General features: G+C 40.9%; 18 protein-coding genes. 14 read left to right on the forward strand and 4 right to left on the reverse strand.

Annotated features, from left to right (window positions below; genetic code table 11):
• Window positions 1-1,041: 1,041 nt before the first annotated feature.
• The 3 genes from ACKTT2_RS46895 to ACKTT2_RS46905 all read left to right on the forward strand — a co-directional run bounded on the left by ACKTT2_RS46895 (window position 1,042) and on the right by ACKTT2_RS46905 (window position 5,128).
• Complete coding sequence (locus tag ACKTT2_RS46895) at window positions 1,042-2,553, forward strand: group II intron reverse transcriptase/maturase (RefSeq protein WP_407899695.1); 1,512 nt, start codon at window positions 1,042-1,044, stop codon at window positions 2,551-2,553.
• Between the two features lie 167 nt (window positions 2,554-2,720).
• Entirely contained in the window at window positions 2,721-4,094 is a 1,374-nt protein-coding gene (gene iscB / locus ACKTT2_RS46900) for an RNA-guided endonuclease IscB (RefSeq protein WP_407899698.1), read from the forward strand.
• A 233-nt stretch (window positions 4,095-4,327) separates the two neighbouring features.
• Window positions 4,328-5,128 (forward strand): LmeA family phospholipid-binding protein, encoded by an 801-nt coding sequence (locus ACKTT2_RS46905; RefSeq protein WP_407899700.1) that lies wholly within the window; start codon window positions 4,328-4,330, stop codon window positions 5,126-5,128.
• An 87-nt stretch (window positions 5,129-5,215) separates the two neighbouring features.
• Here the strand turns inward: ACKTT2_RS46905 and ACKTT2_RS46910 are convergent, their stop codons facing one another.
• Entirely contained in the window at window positions 5,216-5,410 is a 195-nt protein-coding gene (locus tag ACKTT2_RS46910) for a DUF2795 domain-containing protein (RefSeq protein WP_407899702.1), read from the reverse strand.
• Window positions 5,411-5,788: 378 nt separating this feature from the next.
• Between ACKTT2_RS46910 and ACKTT2_RS46915 the strand changes: the two genes are divergently transcribed.
• The 3 genes from ACKTT2_RS46915 to ACKTT2_RS46925 all read left to right on the forward strand — a co-directional run bounded on the left by ACKTT2_RS46915 (window position 5,789) and on the right by ACKTT2_RS46925 (window position 6,780).
• Window positions 5,789-6,046: a 2TM domain-containing protein gene (locus ACKTT2_RS46915; RefSeq protein WP_407899704.1), complete on the forward strand. Its 258-nt coding sequence runs from the start codon at window positions 5,789-5,791 to the stop codon at window positions 6,044-6,046.
• A gap of 116 nt (window positions 6,047-6,162) precedes the next feature.
• Complete coding sequence (locus ACKTT2_RS46920) at window positions 6,163-6,474, forward strand: DUF3181 family protein (RefSeq protein ID WP_407899706.1); 312 nt, start codon at window positions 6,163-6,165, stop codon at window positions 6,472-6,474.
• Between the two features lie 90 nt (window positions 6,475-6,564).
• A complete protein-coding gene (locus ACKTT2_RS46925) occupies window positions 6,565-6,780 on the forward strand; it encodes an acetyltransferase (RefSeq protein ID WP_407899708.1) in 216 nt (71 codons plus the stop codon).
• A gap of 158 nt (window positions 6,781-6,938) precedes the next feature.
• Here the strand turns inward: ACKTT2_RS46925 and ACKTT2_RS46930 are convergent, their stop codons facing one another.
• The 3 genes from ACKTT2_RS46930 to ACKTT2_RS46940 form a co-directional block, all read right to left on the reverse strand.
• Complete coding sequence (locus tag ACKTT2_RS46930; RefSeq protein ID WP_407899710.1) at window positions 6,939-7,397, reverse strand: ABA4-like family protein; 459 nt, start codon at window positions 7,395-7,397, stop codon at window positions 6,939-6,941.
• 185 nt (window positions 7,398-7,582) lie between these two features.
• Window positions 7,583-8,650, reverse strand: a complete 1,068-nt coding sequence (gene cobW / locus ACKTT2_RS46935) for a cobalamin biosynthesis protein CobW (protein ID WP_407899712.1) — start codon at window positions 8,648-8,650, stop codon at window positions 7,583-7,585.
• Between the two features lie 135 nt (window positions 8,651-8,785).
• Complete coding sequence (locus ACKTT2_RS46940; RefSeq protein WP_407899714.1) at window positions 8,786-9,502, reverse strand: biliverdin-producing heme oxygenase; 717 nt, start codon at window positions 9,500-9,502, stop codon at window positions 8,786-8,788.
• Between the two features lie 452 nt (window positions 9,503-9,954).
• On the opposite strand from ACKTT2_RS46940, the gene glmM reads away from it, so the two are divergent.
• The 8 genes from glmM to ACKTT2_RS46980 all read left to right on the forward strand — a co-directional run bounded on the left by glmM (window position 9,955) and on the right by ACKTT2_RS46980 (window position 19,876).
• Window positions 9,955-11,436, forward strand: coding sequence for a phosphoglucosamine mutase (gene glmM / locus ACKTT2_RS46945; RefSeq protein WP_407899716.1), 1,482 nt, complete (start codon window positions 9,955-9,957; stop codon window positions 11,434-11,436).
• Between the two features lie 519 nt (window positions 11,437-11,955).
• Window positions 11,956-12,678, forward strand: a complete 723-nt coding sequence (locus ACKTT2_RS46950) for a glycosyltransferase family 2 protein (RefSeq protein ID WP_407899718.1) — start codon at window positions 11,956-11,958, stop codon at window positions 12,676-12,678.
• Between the two features lie 90 nt (window positions 12,679-12,768).
• Window positions 12,769-14,448, forward strand: a complete 1,680-nt coding sequence (hpsL, locus tag ACKTT2_RS46955) for a hormogonium polysaccharide biosynthesis protein HpsL (RefSeq protein ID WP_407899720.1) — start codon at window positions 12,769-12,771, stop codon at window positions 14,446-14,448.
• Between the two features lie 43 nt (window positions 14,449-14,491).
• Window positions 14,492-15,481 carry a hormogonium polysaccharide biosynthesis glycosyltransferase HpsN gene (gene hpsN, locus ACKTT2_RS46960; RefSeq protein WP_407899722.1) on the forward strand — a complete coding sequence of 330 codons (990 nt, stop codon included), beginning with the start codon at window positions 14,492-14,494 and terminating at the stop codon, window positions 15,479-15,481.
• 104 nt (window positions 15,482-15,585) lie between these two features.
• Window positions 15,586-16,758 (forward strand): hormogonium polysaccharide biosynthesis glycosyltransferase HpsO, encoded by a 1,173-nt coding sequence (hpsO, locus tag ACKTT2_RS46965; RefSeq protein WP_407899724.1) that lies wholly within the window; start codon window positions 15,586-15,588, stop codon window positions 16,756-16,758.
• An 88-nt stretch (window positions 16,759-16,846) separates the two neighbouring features.
• Window positions 16,847-18,028 carry a hormogonium polysaccharide biosynthesis glycosyltransferase HpsP gene (gene hpsP / locus ACKTT2_RS46970; protein ID WP_407899726.1) on the forward strand — a complete coding sequence of 394 codons (1,182 nt, stop codon included), beginning with the start codon at window positions 16,847-16,849 and terminating at the stop codon, window positions 18,026-18,028.
• A 146-nt stretch (window positions 18,029-18,174) separates the two neighbouring features.
• Complete coding sequence (locus tag ACKTT2_RS46975) at window positions 18,175-18,813, forward strand: peroxiredoxin (RefSeq protein ID WP_407899728.1); 639 nt, start codon at window positions 18,175-18,177, stop codon at window positions 18,811-18,813.
• Between the two features lie 88 nt (window positions 18,814-18,901).
• Window positions 18,902-19,876 (forward strand): alpha/beta hydrolase family protein, encoded by a 975-nt coding sequence (locus ACKTT2_RS46980; RefSeq protein ID WP_407899730.1) that lies wholly within the window; start codon window positions 18,902-18,904, stop codon window positions 19,874-19,876.
• The last annotated feature ends 199 nt before the right edge of the window (window positions 19,877-20,075 follow it).

The following is a 20,075-nucleotide window of genomic DNA, read 5'->3' on the forward strand; positions in this document are numbered from 1 at the left end:
TGGGCGAAACACCATCACACCCCAAAACAAAATCCCAGGCTCACCACCTAGGATTTTGTATGTTTCAAATAAACAGTGTAATATAGTTTGCTCCCGACAATTAATCGGGTAAAAGCAGTTACGGCTTTTTGTGCTACGTGTCTTTATGTAAGACCGATTGAAGAATACAATACTTGACCCCATAATAGAGTTGTTGCCAAATTGCCACATATAAGAATAAGTCTAAACCTCAGGCTAAAGCGGTAACTTCTCCCTATCAAAGTGAGGTAGCAAGAAAACATATTCACCTTTGTGATGAGAAGTAGGCAAAACGAAGTAATTCGTAGTGAAACCGAGTAATTCGGTTAACTGACTTCACCAGACTCAGCGTAGAACTGTATATTCTACGTTATCCAATTAATTGGGTTTAAGTCCGCTTTTAAATCATGACTTAATGGGATTTGCCAGTCCCAAGCGTCGAGGGAGGAACATGGCTACTTTGTGTGCGATTCGTTGTGAGTGAATCACGGTTTTCAAGTCCGTAAATAACCTCACCAGCCCGACAGCAGATTACTGTCAATAAGGGTTGAACTCTCGGAGAGATGCAGGTGTAAATCCTGCCCACCAGACTCAAGTGTGACTCCCTACCTGTCCACGCCGACCAAACTCGGTTTCTGGAGAGCGAAGCTGGAGCCAGGACGCAATCAGACGTTCGTTGTGGAATGACACTGGCGTTAACGGGGAGTTCCTATGGTGAAACAGAGCCTAGAAAAGCAACCCAAGCTAAAGCGGGGCGCAACACAATACCCCCGACTTCACTGGAGATAATTCCCGCCACATCATGCAAAGGATAGTGGCTTGAGTCAGGGGAATCCAGTGGTTGAAGTGGCTACACCTAAAGGAACCAATCAATCTAACCGAGGGAACGAATAAAAACGAATTGAGGGTCAAGGGACAGGTCGAACCCCTTGTAGGCAGGACGAGTTGCGGAAGTCCTTCAGTTCGGGTAGGACGCAGCGTAATTGCTGCGAGGTATTCAGAGTAAATGAATTGGAGTAGCGCATGATTAGACACAGTAGAAATACTAGTGAATCCTGGAAGACGTTGCCGTGGAAGAAATTCCGCCGAAACCTCTTCCGCCTGCAAAGAAGAATTTACAAAGCTGTTTGTGTTGGAGACCATCGGAAAGCAAAGTCCCTCCAAAAGCTGATACTGAAATCAACCTCAGCACGATTGCTGGCTGTACGCCAAGTATCACAGCTAAATGCTGGCAAAAAGACCCCAGGAATCGATGGCATAGCCAAGCTTACGTTCGAGCAACGCTTTGAAATGAGCGAGGAACTACTACGCAACAGCAGAAACTGGCAACACCAAGGACTGCGCGAAATCCCCATCCCCAAAAAGGACGGGAAAATTAGGATTCTTAAGGTTCCTACTATGGTAGATAGAGCTTGGCAGTGCCTTGTGAAATATGCCCTAGAACCAGCACACGAAGCCACCTTCCACGCTCGAAGCTATGGGTTTAGAACGGGACGAGGAGCGCACGACGCGCAAAAGTTCCTCTTCGACAACCTCAACTCAAGAGTGAACGGAAAAAACAAGCGAGTTATCGAGCTTGACATAGAAAAGTGCTTCGATAGGATAAGCCACTCAGCAATTATGGATAGACTCATTGCTCCATCGAGTATAAAGCAAGGAATCTTCCGATGCTTAAAAGCCGGAGTCAACCCAGAGTTTCCAGAACAAGGAACCCCCCAAGGGGGAGTGGCGAGCCCCCTATTAGCGAACATTGCGCTCAACGGGATAGAGGATATACACCACTCGGTTAGATATGCCGATGATATGGTTATTATACTTAAACCTAATGAGAATGCAGAACAAGTACTTGAGAAGATAAGTCAGTTCCTGGCTGAAAGAGGAATGAACATCAGCGAAAAGAAGACCAAGCTCACCGCTACGACGGACGGATTTGACTTCCTCGGTTGGCACTTTAAGGTGCAAACCAACGGAAAATTTCGATGCGTTCCTTCTGTGGACAACTTCAAAAAGTTCCGTCAGAAAGTAAAAGCCGTCGTCAACAACTCAAATTATGGTGCCAAGGCAAAAGCCCTTAAGCTTGCGCCTATAGTAAGAGGTTGGAGGAACTACCACCGCTACTGTAAGATGGATGGTTCACGGCTTTCCCTGTACCACATCCAACAAAGAGCGTACAAGGTGTTCAACAAGGAATCTAGCCAAACACGTCACTCTAGTAAGAAATTACTAGACAAAGCGTTTCCATCGGTTCCTTACTCCGAAAACAAGCATATCCTTGTCAAAGGAACTAAATCTCCCTTTGATGGCAATATCACCTACTGGAGCCAGCGCAACAGCAAACTCTACGACGGTGAAACCTCTGTTGCCTTAAAACGGCAAAACCATACCTGTGCAGTCTGTGGGCTAAAATTCCTAACTGATGAGCGAGTACATCTCCATCATGCAGACGGAAACCACGCCAACAGCAAAAGAAACAATCTGACAGCAGTTCATGAAAGCTGTCACGATTACTTGCACATGAGCAAAAGCGTAAGCTAAGAACGTCGGAAGCTGGGTGCAGGTAAACTTGCATGCCCAGATTTAACAGAGAGGTGCGGCGGATAATACCGCCCATCGACTCTACCCATAGCGCAACACCGAACCTTTTTGAGAAGTTTAAAAGCAGTGTCAAGGCAAACCATACCCCGATGCCGGGAGCTAATCAAATGATTACGAACTCTGTATTTGTTCTGAGTAAAAATGGAAAAATACTAAAACCAACAACACCTGTCAGAGCAAGGCTTCTACAATCTCAGGACCAAGCTAAAAAACTCAAGTTATTCCCATTTACTCTAATTTTAGAGAAGTCGGTAGATGAAAATGTAGAGCCATATCTAGAACTGAAAATCGACCCCGGCTCTAAAATAACTGGATTTTCCTTAGTAGACTTAAATAAAAATGAAGTCATATGGGCAATGGAATTAGAACACCGAGGATTAGCCATAAAAATGGAATTGATTAAAAGAGCAGGTGTTCGACGTTCCAGAAGAACCAGAAGACTTCGCTATCGCAAGAAACGGTTTGATCGCAAAAAGCCAGATGGTTGGCTAGCACCATCCTTAAGACATCGATTATTAACTACCGAAACATGGATTCAACGATTACTCAAGGTGGCACCAATTAAATCAATTGTAATTGAATCTGTGAAATTCGATTTCCAAAAAATGGAGACGGCTGATCTTGAAGGGATTGAATACCAACAGGGTACGTTATGGGGCTACACCCTACGTGAAGCACTCCTAGAACATTGGGGTAGAGAGTGTGTTTATTGTGGTAAAACGAATGTTCCTTTACAAATTGAGCATATCAATGCTCGTTCACTTGGAGGTAGTGACCGCTTCTCAAATCTCACATTATCCTGCGAGAAATGTAATCAGAAAAAGGGGAATAAGCCAGTAGAGCAATTTCTGAAAAACCAACCAGAAATTCTTAAAAAAATTAAATTGCATCAGAAAAAGTCATTAAGTAATGCAGCTGCTGTCAATTCAACTCGTAAAGCAATATTTGAAATGGCACACCAATTTGAGCTACCAGTTATCTCAGGTGACGGTGCATCCACTAAGATGATTCGGATTAAAAGTGGATTACCCAAACAACACTGGATTGACTCAGCATGCGTGGCAACCGACCAAATTGTGAAATTAAGAATATGTCAACCATTACGAGTTACCTGTAAAGGACACGGGACAAGACAAGCCCAAAGAGTTAATGGCAGTGGTTTTCCGGCTATAGCAAGCGTTAAAAAGAATTCCGTAACTGGTAAAAAAGAAGTCAAGCTAGTTAGCAAAAATCAGAAATATACTCACGCTACAGCAGGTGATTATGTTGTTTGCAATTTACTAAAAGATCGCAAACACGTCAAATCAGGAATTTATCGTGCCAGAGTTAAAACTCCTACTGAGAAAGGAGTAGAAGTGCTAATTAGCGGTCATCGTATTGCTGTAGATCGACAGCACATTAAACTAATTCATCGCGCTGATGGCTATGAATACAGTTTTGCTACGATTGACCATGATTTATTACGTTTTAACGCTATTTGATAATATGACAAGCCATGCAGGATAGCTAATGAAGCGATCGTAACGTTGCTTGTAGACTTTTTTGGCAACGGGGTCAATTCAAAAGAATTTTTATGTCATAGAATCCTCTGCCATTAACGATCCTAGGTTTTTTCATCAGAATAATCAATCACCAGATGCTTGCTGTATTCTTCACGATTTGTTACAAAAGTACAAAGAACTTCTAGGACTTAAACTCACCTACACTTACGCAAATGCTAGGCGGACTTACAGGTTTAACAGATCCCAAAGGTACTGACTGGGGTGAGCGTATGCTCAACACCGTCGCCAGCCAAACGATTCGCCACCTGTTTACTAAGAGCGAGTCAGTAGAAGTCTTTGTCCGTTGCTATCCCTCCAGCAAATTGCTACAAGGCAGCATTGACAGCTTCAAAATGAGCGGTCGTGGTTTGGTTATTCGCAAAGACTTTGCCGTTGAAGAAATGTCTTTTGAAACTGATGCTGTCGCCATTGACTTTAGCTCTGTTTTAAGTGGCAAATTACGTCTCAAGCAACCAACCCAAGCTATTGCTCAAGTCGTTTTATCAGAAACAGGTATTAACCAAGCTTTTAAAGCAGAGTTGGTGACAAAGCGTTTAATGAACCTTACCTTACCAGCGTTGACTGCATTGTCTGAGGGTAAGCCAGTTTCGTTTCCGGAAATTCAAGTAAAGCTTCTACCAGAAAATCGCTTGCGTATTTCTGCCAAAGCGGATTTAGGTAACGGGGAACTCATACCCTTAATTATGGTTGTGACTATCGCTGTTGAACGGCGTCGTCGTATTTCTTTTAAAAACCCTATAGTAGAACTCGAGCAAATACCGGAAGCTCAAAAGGAAATTTCAAAGACTCTCAGTGTAGCACTAGTTGAAATTTTAGATAATATGGTTGATTTGGATCGGTTTGACCTTGATGGAGTTAAAATGCGTCTAAATCGCTTGGAAACTGAAGGTCAACGGCTAATTTTTAGCGGTTATGCTGAAATTGAGCGCATTCCACAAAAGGATAAAGTGTAGTGGGGAAGGCATTGCATACCAAAGCTCGAATGGTGGGCAATGCCCACCCTACAATAATTAGAGATTTTCACAAATTATTTATGATTCTTACACAATAGCGCCTACTTCTTCGCTAACATCAGTCGGTGCTTGATACTCTTTATCTGGAATTTGTTGCAATACAGAAATTGCATTGTCATCAGCACCATTTTGCTTTGCGTGTTTAATCAATTCTTCCTTATTAGTAGGGTAGTCAACACCTTTGAGGTGTTTTTGTAGTTGGATTGGATTAAGCTTAGCCATTTTTATCAACCGCTAAAGAACATCTCTATCTTTACAAGTGAATATATTGACTACATCTATCAAAGAGTTACAGATAACGTACTCATCAGCTCATCCAATGGACTGATGAATTTTATGTATGGTAGATACTTCGGTTTAGGGTGGGTAATGCTGACTATTACTCGAAATTCTTCAACATCTGTTGAGTGGGCAATACCTATTAACATTAAATGGTGGGCAATGCCCACCCTACTAATGAATTTTATTAAATGGTGGGCAGTGCCTACCCTACTAATGAATTTTGTTAATCGTAAATTACTAAATTTTAACAAAAAATACCAACAGGACTCGCAAAATCTTAAAATAAACTAGATGTATATATTTATGTAACAAGTATTTATGCCTCCTCGTTGGCCTCGTAAACCCGATCGCAAAGACCCCGCTTACCGAAAATTAGACGATCGCATGAATTTTGCCATTCATGTTGCAATCTTTGCTGTCTGTAATTCTGGTTTGTGGTTTTTCCATAACCTTTATTTAGTAACTTGGGAGTGGTTACCTTGGTTAACTACAGGTTGGTTCATTGTGCTGTTAGTTCATCTAATATATATTTCTGCGATCGCTAATTACTCCGAAACGCCACCAACATCCACCTGAAGATGGACGGAAGAGGCTAGGGCGATTGTAACTTGTGGTGGTAGAGTGAGTCGCGATCGACGATCCATAATAAGATCTAGGATGAGAGGTAGCACTCATTATATAGGGTTACATTTATGGCTAAAGCAAATACCACTGAATTACTAGAAGCCCTAGCTGCAGAAATTGGCGATAACGTTTACATCGATATTGCCAAGTGGCATCTTTATTTATCTAATGCCAGATTGCATACGGTAGTAGCAGAAAAAGTCTATCCCCTCATTACTGCTAAAAAAACCGTAGAAGAAGATGATGTCATTCAAGTTTTAGAATCTATTCCAGTTAAAATTGGTGGTGGTAGAAGGGAACTTCCCCTTATCGATTTACTGCCCCTACAATGTCAAGTGAATTTAGTAGATATTTTAGAAAAATATCAACGAGAGATTTAATTAAACAGCTAACTGTTTAACTGCTAGAGTTTATAAGGGCGAGTTAAATCTCGCTTCAATTTATAATGGAAACTTAAGGAGGCTTCTTCAATGCTTTTACAAATTAAAGAAAGTGGTGAATTGGTTAAAGTTCTTGATGTTCAAGAATTAATCGATCCAAACACTGATGTTATTCGCGCACAAGAACAAGAAGGTCAAGAAGAACAACAGCCAGATTCTTATAACAAAAAAACTCTCGTTTTTCCTTCTGGAGAAGCTCTTCCACGTTGTTGGGTGGATGCTAATTATAGAAATGGTTCTAACTGATAATTGATTGGTGAGAAGCCTTGACGACTAGAAGTCGCTACTATACAGACGAAACCCACCTACGTGGGTTTCAAATTTTAGTCCGCGTAGGCGGACTTTGTTTGTATAGACGCGAATTCTATTCGCTGAACTTTGTTTATAAACTAGATATTTGAATTTTAAGAAGTCGTCTCAGAAAGCTGCTTAACCTTACCTGAGGGGAAAAATGCTTTTGTAATCCAATCAGTTAAAACGTGAGATAACAATCCTAAAGGACCGGCAAACAAACAAAGTATCAGAGAGTGAATCGTCCAAATACCAGTTTTCTGTGCTTCTAGATAAATATAGCGTCCCGTAAATAAATCCAAAGTTAAAAAATGAATCCAACCCGTAGCAGTTACCTTTTCATCTGCAAACAATCGTGCAAGATCTGACAATTGAGGGTTTGAAAAAGACTGAGCAGAGTCTGGATTGATACTAATAATAAACAGATACAAATATGTGGCTGCTAGTGGAACGAAAGGAATGTAAGATTCTATAACTCTTTTTGTAATATTCCACTTGGGTAAGACAATCATTAAAATCCAAAAGGGCAAAACAAAAAAATTAGCAACGTTAAAAATTTGAGTAATTGTCATAGAAATGGTTAGTAGTTAGTTGTTAGTAGCTAGTTGTTAGTGATGTAGGACAGGCGTCTCGCCTGTTGTTGTTAGTAGGGGCGCAAGGCCGCCGCGCCAGTACAGTAGCTGAGGATTAGTGGTCACTGGTGAGTCTAGTCCTGGAGGCGGGAAACCCGCCGTAGGGAACTAGCGAACCCGGAGGGTCAGGTGGTCACTGTCAATAAGTGGGATTTTATTTGAGAAGAGTTTAAATCGCGACCAATGAACACTAAACTAGTTTGCCTGATTTCTTCTGGTTGCCAAGGGCGATCGTAAAATTGGTCGAATCGATTTCCTACTCCTTGCATCACCAAACGCATAGATTTGTTGGGAACCGCTACAAACCCTTTAATCCTGTAAATTTCTTGCTCTCGTGCTAGTGTTTGTAACTGATACAGCAGTTGTTGTGGCTCGAAAGTACGGTCTAAAACCAAGTAAGTAGAAGTAATTTCATCATCGTGGTCGTGCTCTTCTTCTGTATCGTGGTGACTAGGGCGATTATCTAGATCGTTTTCAACAGCAGCTTGAAATCCCATTAATACTGATGGGTCAAGTTGACCGTAATTGCTCTCTACAATTTTTACCTCTCTGGGTAATTCTTGTTTCACTAACTGCTCTACACTTGCTTTAGCTTGCTTATCAACTAAATTTGTTTTATTCAACACTACCAGATCCGCACAAGCTAATTGATCTTCAAAAAGTTCTTGTAGTGGTGTTTCGTGTTCTAAACTATCATCTGCTTGTCGCTGTGCCTCTACCGCCTCTGGATTGATAGCAAATGTTCCTGCTGCAACTGCTGCACAATCGACTACTGTAATGACAGCATCCACTGTGGCTGCATTACGAATTTCTTGCCAACGAAAAGCTTTTACTAAAGGTTTTGGCAATGCTAAACCGGAGGTTTCAATCAAAATACAATCGATACTCTCTCGTCGCTTAATTAACTGTTGCATTGTAGGTAAAAATTCTTCCTGCACCGTACAGCACAAACAGCCATTTGTTAATTCAAAAATATTGGTAGCGGGGGATGTTGAAACTTCCGTTTCCACACTAGTTTCAGGGCATATTTGACAGGAGCTTAATAATTCGCCATCAATACCAAGTTCACCAAATTCATTGACTAATACAGCAATACGCCGTCCTTGATTATTTTGTAACAGGTGGCGAATGAGAGTCGTTTTACCACTTCCTAAAAATCCGGTGATGATAGTAACGGGAATTTTTGCTGCCATTGGTAAGGGGTTAGGGATTAGGGGTTAGGGATTAGGGGTTAGAGGTTAATAATTAGTTGTGAAATTCTTACTTGCTAGTTACAGTCTTCCACCACCAACTACTAACCACTAACCACTAACCACTAACCAAAACATTTATTCAGCAGTTGCTAGTTCGGTGCTACCGCGTGTGCGGCGGCGGGTAAGGGTGTTGTACAGCATTTGACCAATGGCTTTGATGAGATTGCCTTCTAACTCTTGGAACATTTTCATGTTCATTCCAAAAGCAGCGTTGGCTTCATCAACAATGCGATCGCCTGTTGCTTCATCGATTGGCAGTTCATCTAAAGCCTGACGGTATTTGGCTTTAAATGCCTTCTCATCAGGAATATCTTTAAATTCATAAAAGGCAGTTCCTTGTCCGTTAGAAAGGTTCATTGCTGTTTGGGCAATGCCTTTAAGAATTTGTCCGCCTGATAAGTCTCCCAGATAACGGGTGTATGAGTGAGCAACTAGCAATTCCGGTTCATTGGCTGATAATTCTCGGATGCGCTGTACGTAGGCTTCACCAGCTGAAGATAATTGAATTTGCTCCCGCCAGTTGGCTCCATAGTAGTAGTTGAGGTCTTGCTCTAGAGTATGCTTGCGGTAAAGCTCTTGAAAATTGATTTTAGAAAGAATTGGATGATTATGGTGCTTTTCCATCTCCTCTTCAATTGCTGAGTAGATGAAATAGAAGTTAGCTACTAGTTTCCGGTAGGAATTTTTCTCAACGACACCTTTTAAAAAACACTTGACAAAACCAACGTTTTCTGCCATCGTGTGGGCTTTTTTTGTTCCTACACGCAATTTTGTTGCTAAATGACTGATCATACTAAATTGCTCAACTTTAAAAAATCAACTGCTGGAGTTGTAATTTTAGAACGGCTACATGAAGCCACTAAAAAGTTACAGTAGAACTATTTGATGAGAATTTCCATTAATATTTTTTAAGTTTTTCTGCTATGTATGTTTTTTTACTTACATAAGGCAGAGGGCAGGAGGCAGAAGGTAGCTATGTGGTAGAAGAAATCAGAGTATAAGTAAATACAGTAATTTGTAGATAATCCACGAGTTTAGTGTTCAGTAGTATTACTTATTTTACCAAATCTTTACAAAAAAATCAGAATCTTTATAAGTATTTTTTCTGAAAAAGTAGGCAAATTGGAATAAATTTAAGAACGTAAAAACTAGTAAAATGTCCAGATCGAGAGCCATCAGAGGGGAATTGTTGAAAAAAGCTTAAAGTGTTATTCTCCATTGTAACGGTGTGGAATTCTAAAGATATGGTATCCTATATAACTCGAAGTCAGAATGGGATTGCGGGGGCATCGGCTTCTGAAGCGAATGACAGTAACAGGGTGAGTTTTGGTCTGAACTTAATGTCTCTACCAACGACTCCCTTGTTTGGTACCGATGGAATCCGGGGAAAAGTGGGGGATTTGCTCAATGCACCTTTAGCATTACAAATCGGTTTTTGGACAGGAATTGTTTTACGTAGCGGTGCTTCCAATCCAGGACCAGTTATCCTCGGTCAAGATTCTCGTAATTCTAGCGATATGCTAGCAATGGCTTTAAGTGCAGGGTTAACAGCAGCTGGGGTAGAGGTCTGGTATTTGGGATTATGTCCTACTCCTTGCGTTGCGTTTCTAACCAGAAACAGCCATGCTATTGGTGGAGTGATGATTTCTGCAAGTCATAATCCACCTGAAGATAATGGCATTAAAGTTTTTGGTGCTGATGGGTTGAAGTTATCCCAAACATTACAGGCAGAAATTGAGGCAGGGTTGCGCGGTCTATCATCGCATTCTGGAACGAGAAGTGATTGCGGACGGCACTATTCTCGTTTAGATTTAGTAAATAACTATACAAGTGCTTTGAAAGAACCATTGCATGGCATGGTGAATTTTCAGGGCATGAAGATTATTTTAGATTTGGCATGGGGAGCAGCAGTCGAGCTAGCACCAAAAGTCTTTGAAGGACTAGGAGCAGAAGTTATCTGCTTTCACAGCGTAGCAGATGGCGATCGCATTAACGTCAATTGCGGCTCTACCCACCTAGACATTTTGCAAGCAGCTGTGCGCGAACACCAAGCCGATATAGGCTTTGCCTTTGATGGTGATGCGGATCGTGTTTTAGCTGTAGACAATACCGGACGCCAAGTTAACGGTGATTACATTCTCTACATATGGGGTCTCGGCTTGCAGCAAAAGCAACAATTACCAGACAACTTAATTGTTTCCACTGTGATGGCTAACTTAGGTTTTGAGAGAGCATGGAAACAAGCAGGCGGTCAATTGATTCGCACAGCAGTAGGCGATCAATACGTCCAAGCGGAAATGCTACGAACTGGGGGAATGTTAGGAGGCGAACAATCAGGTCACATCCTCTGTCGTCATTATGGCATCACTGGAGACGGTTTGCTGACAGCCTTACATTTAGCTGCTTTAGTACAAGAGGCGGGCGTTCCTCTCTCTGAAATGGTAGATTCCAGTTTCCACACCTATCCGCAACTCTTACGGAACGTGCGAGTAGAAGATAGGTTAAAGCGTGTCAATTGGAAAGAATGCCAACCCGTGCAGCAAGCTATAGAACGTGCTGAAGCCGCAATGGGTGACGCTGGTAGAATTCTGGTTAGGGCTTCTGGTACGGAGCCAGTCATCAGAGTTATGGTAGAAGCTGAAGACGCTGAACTTGCAAATTACTGGACAAATGAATTAGTCGCACAAGTCCAACAACATTTGGTTAACCATAGCAATCCTACATGATTTGTGAAAAAAATCTCAGTACTGTAGGGGAGCCACCCTCCGTGCGCGTCTTTATGCGCGACTGCTAAGAGTGGCGTTGGGCATTGCCCATCAAAAGCGTTATGTGTGCGGCATAGCCCTACCTACGTGTAGTTCAAAAATCAAATAGGTCCCTTCCCGCCAAAAGATTACCTAAACACGTAGGGTGGGCACTGCCCACCATTCACCGTTGGTGGGCAGTGCCCACCCTACAAAGATCGGTAATTTTAGAGCCCAAAGGAAGTAATACTTAAAAATCCAAAAAGTTTGTAAAATTTTGATAAAGTTTTTATAGTTAACTTCTGTATATTTAGGGTTAAAATTTTGATAAGAATTTCAAGATCGCTTTGCCCGTACAGTGCTTATGTATGTGTAGCAATTTATAAATTTAAAAACCTCGTGCATCTGTTGAGTTGAGAAAAAGTCGTTTCGCCATCTTGGGTTATGCTAGTCTTTGTAGTACCGCTAAAAAGCCCACAAGCTTCAAAGTCTTGGGAGCTTGTGACAAAATTATTTGAAAGATGCGTTAGATCGATTTGCAATCAAACTTCACAGGAATACAGAGTCATTGTTGTTTGTCACGAACGACCTCGTATTGAATTTCAACACCCCAAGATTACGTATATTGAAGTTGATTTTCCACCTGCTAATGAAGCAGATCCTTTCTGTGCGGGGCATACAGACAAAGGACGGAAAATCTTGAAAGGATTAATCCAGGCTCGAGAATTTTTACCAACATACACGATGGCAGTTGATGCTGACGATTGTATCAGCAAACACCTATCAGAGTTTGTCGCTCAAAATCCTCATTGTAATGGCTGGTTCATAAATAAAGGTTACAAATATAAGAGCGGCGATGATTTTATCTTTCTCAAAAGAAGAGATTTTTACAAGATATGTGGTACCTGCAACATCATTAGGTACGACCTAAATCATTTGCCTGAGTATCCAGAATATAATAGGGGTTACGGATACTACAAATTCTACGTAGACCATGAAAAAATTAGAGGAATACTTGCTCAACAAGGAACTCCTCTGAAACCATTACCATTTCCGGGTGCTATCTATATTGTGGCGACGGGAGAAAATCTTTACTACGGAACTACAAAATTGACTTTCAATATTCTTAACCGTAAATTGTTAAGTCAGTCAATGCGTGAGGAATTTTATCTCTACCCATTAGAGCTAAATTCAGTTATAACTGAAACAATGTATTCAAGATGACCGAATCAGTAAATGGTTAACAATCCGTGTTTTCTTGATAACTGTCTACTTATAACTGATAACTGTTAAGGGCATACTTACAGCGATATCATGCTGACATTGAAGTTGAAAGGCAAGAAATCCAAAAAAGGGAAGAAGCAGGAGAACAAGGAAACTCCAACTCTCAGTCTTCAAGAACGTTTATTGCAGAAGCGAAAAGCCGCACAAGCACGAAAAGAATTTTCTAGTGTTTTGTCTTCCTCTGTTGCTGTTGGTCTGTTTGTTGGCATTCTCTGTGCCTTTATAGGAGGGATTAAAGCAGCAGTTCCAGGTGTTTTGGCAGTCGTTATCCTAGCGTTATCTTACAAATACCCTCGCCAAGCGCTTTTTGCTTTCATGATATATATGCCCTTTAGCGGCACTATCACCTACTATATCGGTAGCAGTCCTATACTTCAACTTGCTAAAGATTCCTTTTACATACCAGCCCTGATTGCTCTTTGGCAAATTTGCAGCAAGAAACGTCTACCCTTCATTTTTCCCAAAGCTATCAAAACTCCGTTATTTATTTTGCTTGCCTTGTGTGTACTGACAATATTATTTGTCAACGGCATGCAGCAATTTAGCCCACCTACAAGTGGTTTGGGAAGCGGTCCTGGCAATAAGCCAATTTTAATGGGAATTTTGGGTCTGAAAGTATTTATAGGTTATGTCCCTCTGATAACTTGTGCTTACTATTTGATTCGTAATAAAAAAGATTTTTTATTTTTCTCGCGAATGCAAGTAGTTGTTGTCCTTGTTTGCTGTGCATTAGGAATTATCCAGTATATGCTACTTCTAACAGGGGTGTGCCAAGGTACAAGACATTTAGAAGGTTCAGCCTTATTTAAAGCCTCTATTGAAGCTCGTTGTTATTTTGGCGGTTCTTTACTCTACAGTCCCCAACAAGGAGTGATTCGGCTACCAGGAACATTTGTTGCACCCTGGCAATGGTCATGGTTTTTGATTTCAAGTACCTTCTTTAGCTTTGCCTCTGGCTTCAGCGATCCTTCAATTATTTGGAGGATAATTAGCTTAGGTTCTATCGTAGCGGTGTTTGTGAACGCTGTTGTTTCCGGTCAAAGAATTGCCTTAGCGTTAGTCCCCGTCTGCTTTGTAGCTTTACTGTTGCTTACAGGTCAACTTCGCAACCTTAAACGATTTATCCCAATAGTGGTTGGGCTTGCTATCATTTTGGGAATTGCCGTAGCAAGTAACCCAGCTCTGTTAGAAGAGAGAACATCAAGTTTGAGCGATCGCTGGGAAGCTTCACCACCTCAAGAGTTCATAGTACAACAATTTGAGGAATCGTTGAAATCACAAAAAGGGATTTTAGGCAATGGATTAGGTCGTGCTACCAACTCTGCCCGTGCTATGGGTGAGACAAGGCTCATTGAAACATATTACCCTAAAGTCCTTTTTGAAATAGGTCCCTTGGGAACTTTGACTTTCCTAGCTTTGGTCACAACTCTAACCGTTACTTGTTACCAATCAAATCGGTTAATAAAAAACCGTAATTTCCGCAGTTACGCTTCGGCATTGTGGGTGTTTATATTGTTTATTAGTTACAACACCTATTACTACCCTCTAGATGTCGATCCAGTGGGTGTCTATTACTGGTTTGCGGCTGGAGTTATCCTGAAATTACCAGTTATAGACAAACAAGAAAGGCAACAAGAGAATAATGAAAATTCGGAAGAACAACCAAAGAAAAAAACAAAAACCGCTAAAAACCTCTTAAACCCAATATAAATTTCATATGGCATAGCCAAATATTCAATAGGATATACAAAAAGTGAATTCTTATCCCTTAATTTCCGTCATTATTCCAACCTATGGTCGTGAAGAACCACTGCGCGATAGTATAGCGGATGTGCTCAAGCAAGATTACCCCAACTTTGAAGTTCTAGTTGTCGATCAGACATCAGAACACAAGCCAGAAATAGAAGCTTACTTAGAAGAATTATCGACAGCAGGTAAAATTAAGTGGTTTCGTCTGAAGTGGGCAAGTTTACCAGGAGCAAGAAATTACGCTGTACGCAGGGCAACTGGTGACATTATTTTGTTTATTGACGACGACGTGCAGCTGCAATCTGGATTTTTAGCAGCCCATGCAAAAAATTATGTAGAACAACCAGAAGTAGGCGCAGTTGCTGGACGAGTTTTTGACAGAATGAAATTGGGCGACTCTGGGGGAAATTTGCAGATTGAATATCTTCCTCCCCAAGCCATGGACCCAGGAATTGCTTGGTATCATATTGACTTAGTACACACAGTGAAACCCCAACAAGTGCTAACAGCAAGGGGTTGTAATATGTCCTTCCGTCGAGAAATTTTTACAAAGTACGGGTTAAAATTCGATGAAAGATTTCGTGGAAGTGCCGTCAGAGAAGAATCAGATTTTTGTCTGAGATTGCGGCAAACAGGATATAAAATTTGGTACGCTCCCGAAGCTCATTTAGTGCATTTAGGAGAAGAAACGGGCGGTTGTCATGACATTAGTATGCGTTCTCTTCAGTACCAACTAACCTTTTATCACAACCACTTTTTAATGGGGTTAAAAAATCTCTCTCTCACTCAAGCCACACGTCTTTTTGCCCGTTTATTTGACTGTCACGTTCTGGGACATCCTCCTTGTTACAAAAGTGGTTCTCCCATTAAAATTCTGACTCGTGGTGTTTTCTATACTTTAGGTTTCTTCAAAGCCCTAGGAACCGTCATTCAATCTGCATGGAATGACGGTCAGATTTATACTCACTTGGATGAACATACTAAAATTATTTAACCGCAAATGAACGCAGACGAACGCTGATGAACAAATAAATTATCAGCGTCCATCGGCGTTCATCTGCGGTTTAAAACAAAAAATTAACAATCCCAATTAATATAATGAAAATTCTTGTTGCTAGTCATACCTATATTGTAGATCTTAACTGTGAAAAACTACGCATTTTATCTCAATTAGAACCAGATGTTGAAGTAACAATTGTCGTTCCTAAAAAATGGAAACCAGGTGGAGTTCAAAACAAAATTATTGAAACTCAGTATCGAGATGAAGGAAAATTTCGTATAGTTCCCATTTCTAACTTCAGTCAAAATCATCAAGGACTACTAACTTTTGGAGGCGATTTAATATATTTGTTACAAAAGTTTCGACCCAATGTCATTCAGGTAGAACAAGGCTCTAGAGGTCTTGCTTATGCGGAGATGATTACCTTAAATAAATTATTAAGACTAAAGGCAAAAAACTTATTTTTTACTTGGTGGAATTTACCATACAATCTCAAGTTTCCAATTTCCTTGTTAGAAAAATATAACCTTAATAACAGTCACGGTATTATTTCAGGAAATCAAGATGGTGCAGAAGTTCTACGGCAACAGGGGTACAAAGGATCTATTAAAGTCATGCCTCAGCTAGGTGTAGATGAAAATTTGTTTGTACCTGCACCTCAAGCAGAACTAGTAAGTCAGTTGGGTATAAAGCAAAATGATTTTGTTGTGGGATTTGTTGGACGTTTTGTTCGAGAGAAGGGATTGTTTACTCTTCTAGAAGCTTTAATTAGATTAAAAGATAGACCTTGGAAATTATTGCTTATTGGGCGGGGATCCTTACAATCAGAACTTCTGAGCAAAGCAGAGGAAAACTATATTAAAGATAGGGTTATTTTGGTGGAAAGCGTTGCTCATGACGCTGTTCCTAAATATATCAATTTAATGAGCACTTTAGTACTACCCTCGGAAACAAATTACAATCTTAAGAATCTTACTTCTATTGGGTGGAAAGAACAATTTGGTCACGTGCTGATTGAAGCTATGGCTTGTCAAGTTCCTGTCATTGGTTCAAATTCGGGTGAAATTCCTCATGTTATTGGTGAGGCTGGATTAATATTTCCTGAAGGTGATGCCCAAGCACTAGCCCATTGTATAGTTCAATTAATGGAAAATCCAGAATTCACTGAAAAGCTAGCTGGTATGGGCTATCAAAAAGCTATGGCTCAATACACAAATACAGCTTTGGCAAAACAGCAATTAGAGTTTTATAAGGAATTAGTTGGTGGTTAGTAGGGGCGCAAGGCATTGCGCCCGTACAGTCGTTAGTCGTTTTTTTTACTAACCACTAACCACTAACCACTAACCATTAACAAAAAATATGCAAATCTTACAAATTGTTCCTTCAATTTCCCTAGTGTATGGTGGTCCGAGCCAAATGGTTTTGGGGTTAGCCCCTGCATTGGCAAAGCAAGGGGTAAAAGTGACGGTGATTACAACTGATAGTAATGGCGATACTGGTCAAGAAACGCCTTTAGATGTTCCTTTGAATTGTCCTATAGAGCAAGATGGTTATCAAATTATCTACTTTCGTTGTTCCCCGTTTCGTCGCTACAAATTCTCTCTGGATTTATTGAGATGGTTAAATAAACACGTTCGGGAATATGACTTAGCTCACATTCACGCTTTATTTTCTCCTGTCAGCAGTTTGGCTGCAACAATATGCCGCCAACAAAAGGTTCCATATATCCTACGTCCTTTAGGAACTCTCGATCCAGCAGATTTACAGAAGAAAAAGCTCCTGAAAAAAATTTATACAGCAATTTTAGAACGTCCAAATATAGCGGGTTCTGCAGCTATTCATTTTACTAGCGTTCAAGAAGCAAAAGTCTCGGAACGTTTTGGCGTTGCTACACGGGATTTGACGATTCCTTTGGGTGCGATCGCCTCTCATTGGGAGGGAGAGGGGGGGAGTCTGCTGCGTCAGCAGTTCAATATTCCTACTAGTGTCCCTTTGTTGCTGTTTATGTCTCGTATCGATCGCAAGAAGGGCTTGGATTTGCTGTTTCCCGCATTAGAGGTACTTTTAGCTGAGGGTTTAAATTTTCACTTTGTTTTGGCTGGAGGAAATCCTCAAGATGCAGATTATGTAGAAAAGATAAAATATAAAGTGCAAAACTCTTTATTGCGATCGCATACAACAATAACTGGTTTTGTCACGGGTCAGTTAAAAACAGCCCTTTTACAAGCTGCTGATTTATTCGTCTTACCCTCATACTATGAGAATTTTGGCATTGCTGTAGCAGAAGCCATGGTAGCAGGAACGCCCGTCTTAATATCAGACCAAGTTCATATTTGTCAGGAAGTGCGTGATAGTGAGTCGGGCTGGGTGAGTTCATTGGATGTTGCGGAGATTGCTAAATTGCTTCGTACAGCACTACAAAACCCCTCAGAATGCCAACGACGAGGACGATTGGCGAGAGAGTATGCACTGCAAAATTACAGTTGGGATGCGATCGCTCGTCAAACCATTCTTGCCTACAATCAAATTATGTCCGATTAAGTTGTAGAATCTTAGGTCTGAGACTTGCCTGTTATTGCACAATTTGAAATTTTATTTCAAACCCTAGACTCCAATCGGAAAACCGGGTTTTGTGTCATCATGCAAGATAGAATACATATGCTTCTTTGTACAATAGGGAATGTCACATGGCTCTCCGTCTAGGCGATACAGTACCTAACTTCACTCAAGCCTCCTCAACAGGCGACATAGACTTTTACCAATGGGCTGGAGACAGCTGGGTCGTGCTGTTCTCCCACCCTGCGGACTACACACCAGTTTGTACCACCGAACTGGGGACAGTTGCTAAGTTGAAGCCTGAATTCGACAAGCGCAACGTCAAAGTCATCGCCCTCAGTGTTGACGACGTTGAATCTCATAAAGGATGGATTGGGGACATTGAAGAAACCCAAAACGCATCCCTCAACTACCCAATTCTGGCAGATGGCGATCGTAAAGTATCCGACCTTTACGACATGGTTCACCCCAATGCCAACGCCTCGTTAACAGTGCGTACAGTCTTCATCATTGACCCCAACAAGAAGTTGCGTCTAACCTTAACTTATCCTCCAAGTACCGGACGTAACTTTGATGAAATTTTGCGGGTGATTGATTCACTGCAACTCACCGATAACTACAGTGTGGCAACACCAGCAGACTGGAAAGATGGTGATGATTGCGTGATCGTTCCTTCATTAAAAGATCCTGAAGTCCTCAAGGAGAAATTCCCCAAAGGATATCAAGAAGTCAAGCCCTACTTGCGGATGACACCTCAACCCAACAAGTAATTGGTAAGCTTGTTCAGATGTCCGATTTCTTGAAGAAGTCGGGCATCTTGTAGTACTCATAATAGCGATCGCGGAGCAATAATTAAGTATGGCTCGCCTAAAAACTTTATTTGTAGCTTCCACATTTCTCGTACTAACTGTGTTAGGTATAAGTAAAACGGTAATGGCTAAAGCTTTCAATCCGGCTCCTCTATTTAAAGATGTGGCTAGCTACAAAACCACAATTTCTACTAGTAATTTTTTGGCAGAAATTTACTTTCCCAAACCAAAAGACTTAAAAACTGGCAAATACTCGTTTCCTATAGTTCTCCTATTGCAAGGTGCACTTGTCGATCGATCAAATTACTCAAATTATGCCAGTATAGTAGCCCGCTATGGATTTGTGGTAGTTGTGCCTAATAGCGAGCGTTCGCTGCCATCGCGCAGTCAAGCCCTAGCATCTCAAACTTCAGATATTACAGATGTTTTAAAACACATGAAGGCAGAAAACTCCAATTCTGCTTCACCTGTTTTTGCAATTGTTAATACACAAAAATTAGCCTTGCTCGGTCATTCGTTTGGAGGAGCTGTAGGACTGTCTGCAATTGCAAACTTGTGTTTAGAGTCTCTTTCATTTTGTAAAGGCTCTTTCAGCAGACCCAAGGAACTTGTGGCAGGTGCATTTTTTGGGGCAAATCTACGCGATAAAAAAGATGAGTTTATTCCTATCAATAATTCTGGAATTCCTATTGCCCTGCTACAAGGTAGCCTTGATAATAGAGCACTTCCTATCAGAGCCAAAAAAACTTACGAAAATATTCAAACCCCTCCCAAAGCATTGATTACTATCTTAGGTGTCAATCACTTTGGCATAACTAATACGAATAATCCTGCTGGAGCAATACCAGACTCGAACAACTCTACCCTTGCTCAAAATATAGCAGTGGAAACAATAGCCCGTTGGAGCGGTCTTTTCTTACGTGCCAGCGTTCTTAAAGACAAAGGCGCTTTTGATTATGTATATTATACAGGTGATGCTCGCGATCCAAATGTAGCGATCGTTCTAAACCAACACACTCCTTAATCTATTTTATAAAAAATTTAAACTTATTATAAAAAAGTATCACTTACTAACCTTACTAACATTGAAATAGTTCAAATACAAAACTTTTCAATTCAAACTCCAAACCTCCAAAATCTAAAATTAGTATAAGGTCTTTAGCTTTTAGACATCCCATTGCGATGAGCATGATATAATCTAATTAAAGGATTACAGGAATCAT

Source organism: Scytonema hankhaensis NUACC26, from assembly GCF_045865695.1.
Classification (GTDB): Bacteria; Cyanobacteriota; Cyanobacteriia; order Cyanobacteriales; family Nostocaceae; genus Scytonema.

Bases quoted from the DNA above. Each gene is read 5' to 3' on its own strand.
- ACKTT2_RS46980 (WP_407899730.1), top strand. From the start codon at position 18,902: ATGGCTCGCCTAAAAACTTTATTTGTAGCTTCCACATTTCTCGTACTA.
- ACKTT2_RS46910 (WP_407899702.1), bottom strand. From the start codon at position 5,410: ATGGCTAAGCTTAATCCAATCCAACTACAAAAACACCTCAAAGGTGTT.
- hpsP (WP_407899726.1), top strand. From the start codon at position 16,847: ATGCAAATCTTACAAATTGTTCCTTCAATTTCCCTAGTGTATGGTGGT.
- ACKTT2_RS46895 (WP_407899695.1), top strand. From the start codon at position 1,042: ATGATTAGACACAGTAGAAATACTAGTGAATCCTGGAAGACGTTGCCG.
- hpsO (WP_407899724.1), top strand. From the start codon at position 15,586: ATGAAAATTCTTGTTGCTAGTCATACCTATATTGTAGATCTTAACTGT.
- ACKTT2_RS46940 (WP_407899714.1), bottom strand. From the start codon at position 9,502: ATGATCAGTCATTTAGCAACAAAATTGCGTGTAGGAACAAAAAAAGCC.
- cobW (WP_407899712.1), bottom strand. From the start codon at position 8,650: ATGGCAGCAAAAATTCCCGTTACTATCATCACCGGATTTTTAGGAAGT.
- iscB (WP_407899698.1), top strand. From the start codon at position 2,721: ATGATTACGAACTCTGTATTTGTTCTGAGTAAAAATGGAAAAATACTA.
- ACKTT2_RS46975 (WP_407899728.1), top strand. From the start codon at position 18,175: ATGGCTCTCCGTCTAGGCGATACAGTACCTAACTTCACTCAAGCCTCC.
- ACKTT2_RS46920 (WP_407899706.1), top strand. From the start codon at position 6,163: ATGGCTAAAGCAAATACCACTGAATTACTAGAAGCCCTAGCTGCAGAA.
- ACKTT2_RS46905 (WP_407899700.1), top strand. From the start codon at position 4,328: ATGCTAGGCGGACTTACAGGTTTAACAGATCCCAAAGGTACTGACTGG.
- ACKTT2_RS46925 (WP_407899708.1), top strand. From the start codon at position 6,565: ATGCTTTTACAAATTAAAGAAAGTGGTGAATTGGTTAAAGTTCTTGAT.
- ACKTT2_RS46930 (WP_407899710.1), bottom strand. From the start codon at position 7,397: ATGACAATTACTCAAATTTTTAACGTTGCTAATTTTTTTGTTTTGCCC.
- ACKTT2_RS46915 (WP_407899704.1), top strand. From the start codon at position 5,789: ATGCCTCCTCGTTGGCCTCGTAAACCCGATCGCAAAGACCCCGCTTAC.
- glmM (WP_407899716.1), top strand. From the start codon at position 9,955: ATGGTATCCTATATAACTCGAAGTCAGAATGGGATTGCGGGGGCATCG.
- hpsL (WP_407899720.1), top strand. From the start codon at position 12,769: ATGCTGACATTGAAGTTGAAAGGCAAGAAATCCAAAAAAGGGAAGAAG.